Consider the following 3,343-nt stretch of genomic DNA (forward strand, 5'->3'; position numbering starts at 1 on the left):
CTTGGCGCCGCTGGAGGTGGTGGCCTGCGGGACGCCGCGCTCCCACTGGCCCGAGGTGGCGGTGTCGGTGCCCGAGGGGTTGGTCGTCCAGCCGGCCGCCGTCTCGAACTCGTCGGAGTAGACGGTCACCGGCGGGGTGCCGGTGCCGCAGTACTGCGGCTCCTTGCCGATGATGCGGTAGACGCAGTCGGAGTACTCCAGGAAGCGGAGCACGGCTTCACGGTTACGGGTGGTCTGCGGGACGATCTGCTCGTCGGGGGGGTAGAAGCCCGGCGAGGAACCGGTCGGGTACATCTCGAAGGTGTAGCTGAAGATCTTGTAGACGCCCCACATCCAGTCGTCGATCGAACCGTCGGTGATGTAGAGATCACTGGCCTGCTGGGGGGTGTAGTTGTTGGTGGTGGCCATGTTCTGGCCCAGGGTCGCGTGGGCGTCGCGGTCGTCCTGGGTCAGGCCGGGGCCGGTGTCGTTGTAGGTGTAGCCGTACGGCCACAGGATCAGCTCACCGTAGGTGTGCCAGTCGATGTGCGACTTGATCTGCTGCACGCCGCCGACGACCCTGCTGCGGACCCAGTTGGCCACCGCCCTGACCTCGGGAGCCGACTCGGCCGCGGAACCCCGGTAGGTGTCGCTGGAGGTGGAGCCGGAGGAGCCCCCGCAGCAACCCCACTGGTGGCCCCAGTTGCGGTTGAGGTCGGTGCCCACGTACGACGAGCCGGAGTTGGGCTGCCGGTTCTTGCGCCAGGAGCGGTAGGAACCGGTGGCGATGTCGTACTCGCCACCGTCGGGGTTGAGGTCCGGCATGATCCAGATCTCGCGGGTGTTGACCAGGTTGGCGATGCGGCTGTCGGTGCTGTAGCCGTCGGTGAACAGGTTGAGCAGGTAGATCGCCATCTCGACGGTCATGTGCTCGCGAGCGTGCTGGTGGTGCGTGAACAGCACCTCGGGCTCGTTCTCGTCCGTGTTGACGTTGTCGCTGATCTTGACGGCGATCAGGTCGCGTCCCTCGTACGAGGTGCCATAGCTGATCTTGCGGGCGATCGTCGGGTGGTCGGCGACGATCTGGTTCACCGCGGCGGTCATCTCGGCGTAGTTGTGGTAGCCGGAGTCGGCCGAGGGGAAGTCCGAGCGCCGTTCTGCCCCGGTCGGGGATAAGGACCTGGGAATCCTCGTGACGGTGTGGCCGAGTTTCTTGATCTCGGCGACCTCGGCCTCACTGGCGGTGACCACGACCGAGTCGGCATCGACCTGATCGATCGCGGCACCGGTGGCCGCGATCGCGCTTCGCTGCTGGGAGGTGCTCGGCCCCTGGACCTTGTACTGGCTGTTCGGTTGCGGCTCGGCCGAGGCGCCCACCCCATTCACACCAAGACATAACAGCGCCAAAGCGGCGAACACCACGATCAGACGGCGTCTCACCTGCGTCCTCCTCAGGCACGCACTCTAGGGATTTGTCGCGTGCCTCCACTGAGAGTCAGACAGGGAGGTTGATTAGCAAAGGCCCAAATTTTAGGAGCCGCACACCCTTCGCCCCGAGATCAGAAGACGACCTCGAACCAGAGCGTCCTGGCGCCCTCGGGAGCGTCGTCCTGGATGCCCCAGTTGTCGGCCAGCAGGTCCACCAGGAACATGCCTCGCCCGCCCTCCGCCTCGGGGTCGTTGCGCACGTGCGGCATCGACGCGCCGGACCCGGCGTCACAGACCTCGACCAGCACCGCGGCCGATCCCACCGCCACGGTCATCGCGACCTCTCCGCCCCCTCCGGAACCCGAGTGGAGCACGGAGTTGGTCACCACCTCGCTCACCAGGAGAATGACGTCGTCGGACGCGGGGTGTCCCTCGCCCAGAAGCTCCCTGACCCGGCTTCGCGCCATCGACACCGACTCCGGGACCCCCTTGAGGGTCACCGTGGATCGAGGTGAGACGGCCTGCCGTCCGGTCGTCATCAGATACCTCCAGCGTGGAGACCCCCGCCTTCGGGCGGGGAAGAAAACGCGGCACGGTGCCGCGTTTCTGGGTGGGTGGTGTAACCGTAGCCATCGGCTCGCTGGAGCAGGCGGACGTGGCGGTGGCCGATGCTCTGCACGAGGCCGTGCCGGGTGGTGATGTTGAAATTGCCGGTGCTGCGGATCGCGACGCGGCCGAGGTGGACCCCGGCCTTCTTGCCGCTCGGTACGACGGCGCGGACCAGATCGCCGGTGGCGAACCCCTTGACCTGCTTGGTCCGGGGGAGTCGCAGCCGGGGAAAGCCGTAGCGGTCGGTGCGGGTGCGGGCGTAGGTGCCGCGCCCGGTCGCCTTGACCACCAGGACCGCCGACGGCCAGGTGGTGACGTTCTCCAGGTGGCCGACGTGCAGCGCGTCCAACGTGTGCGACTTGGCGGCACCGGTACGGGAACGGTTCCATTTCGTTCGGCCACCGGAGGCTGTGGACACGGGCAGGCCGGTGGCTTCCAGCGCCCGCCACAGCGCCCACCGGGTCGCGTTGACGGCGGCGGCGTCGCGCAGTGGCGCTTTGGCCTGCTTGAGGATCTTCGCGAGCAGTGCGGGCTTGGCCCGGAGAAATTCCTCCACCGGCGTCGCGTTCTTGGCCTGGTTGCAGCCGATGCACGCCAAGGTCAGGTTAGAGATGCGGTCGGAGCCGCCCCGGCTGCGCGGGTGGATGTGGTCGAGGTTGAGCGGCACACCGGTCGCACCGCAGTACGCGCACGCCCGCCCCCACTTGGTGAGCAGGTATTCGCGGACCTCGTACCCGGCGAGGGTGCCCTGCTGGTATTCCACCCCTTGCAGCGGCTTGCCCGCGCTGAGGGCGTGGGTGTCGAACGCCACCCGCTCGACGTGCACGGCCCGCACCGGCGCCCACCGGGTCAGCCGCACCACCCACGACAAGGTGGTGTCAACGCGGTGGCGCAGCGACGGCGCGAGCCACCCCTGAGGTCTGGTCCGGTTGAGGAACCGGGGGGCGCGGTGACGCAGGTTGCGTGACCTGCGAGCATGGCGCAGCGCGGCCCGCGCACTGAGCTTGTCTCGGATCGCTGCTCCTCGGTGGTCGAGCCGGATCGCATACCTCCCGCTCCGGCTTCCACCGTGGTCGGTGAACACCGCCAGGCCGGTGTGCTTGCTGCCAGGGTCGATGCCGACCCGCACGCCTTCGATGGCCGAGGTCGCCGCATCGCGATCTTTGAGACGAATGACGAACGGGGTATGGCGGTGAACCACCGCCCGCCCGGCCGCCAGCAGACGGCGGGCGCGGGCGGGGTGGCAGGGGTCGAGCGGGTGGCCGCAGGCGCCCAGGACGAACACGGCCGGGTGAACCTCACGGTTCGCTCCCTCAGACGCCGAAGC

Annotated in this window: 3 protein-coding genes; all 3 read right to left on the bottom strand. The window is 68.2% G+C overall.

From position 1 onward, the window contains the following. A partial coding sequence (locus ABZ260_RS48825; RefSeq protein WP_355632171.1) for a M14 family metallopeptidase occupies positions 1–1,419 on the bottom strand: 1,419 nt, incomplete at its 3' end. 119 nt (positions 1,420–1,538) lie between these two features. Further along, positions 1,539–1,946 carry an ATP-binding protein gene (locus tag ABZ260_RS48830; protein WP_326641744.1) on the bottom strand — a complete coding sequence of 136 codons (408 nt, stop codon included), beginning with the start codon at positions 1,944–1,946 and terminating at the stop codon, positions 1,539–1,541. Beyond that, a partial coding sequence (iscB, locus tag ABZ260_RS48835; protein ID WP_355632174.1) for an RNA-guided endonuclease IscB occupies positions 1,946–3,343 on the bottom strand: 1,398 nt, incomplete at its 5' end. The genes ABZ260_RS48830 and iscB, both read right to left, overlap by 1 nt.

Origin of the sequence: Streptosporangium sp. NPDC006013 (assembly GCF_040614275.1) — a bacterium.
Taxonomy (GTDB): Bacteria; Actinomycetota; Actinomycetes; order Streptosporangiales; family Streptosporangiaceae; genus Streptosporangium.

Excerpts from the sequence above, each read along its gene's own strand:
- ABZ260_RS48830 (WP_326641744.1), bottom strand. The coding sequence starts at position 1,946 with ATGACGACCGGACGGCAGGCCGTCTCACCTCGATCCACGGTGACCCTC.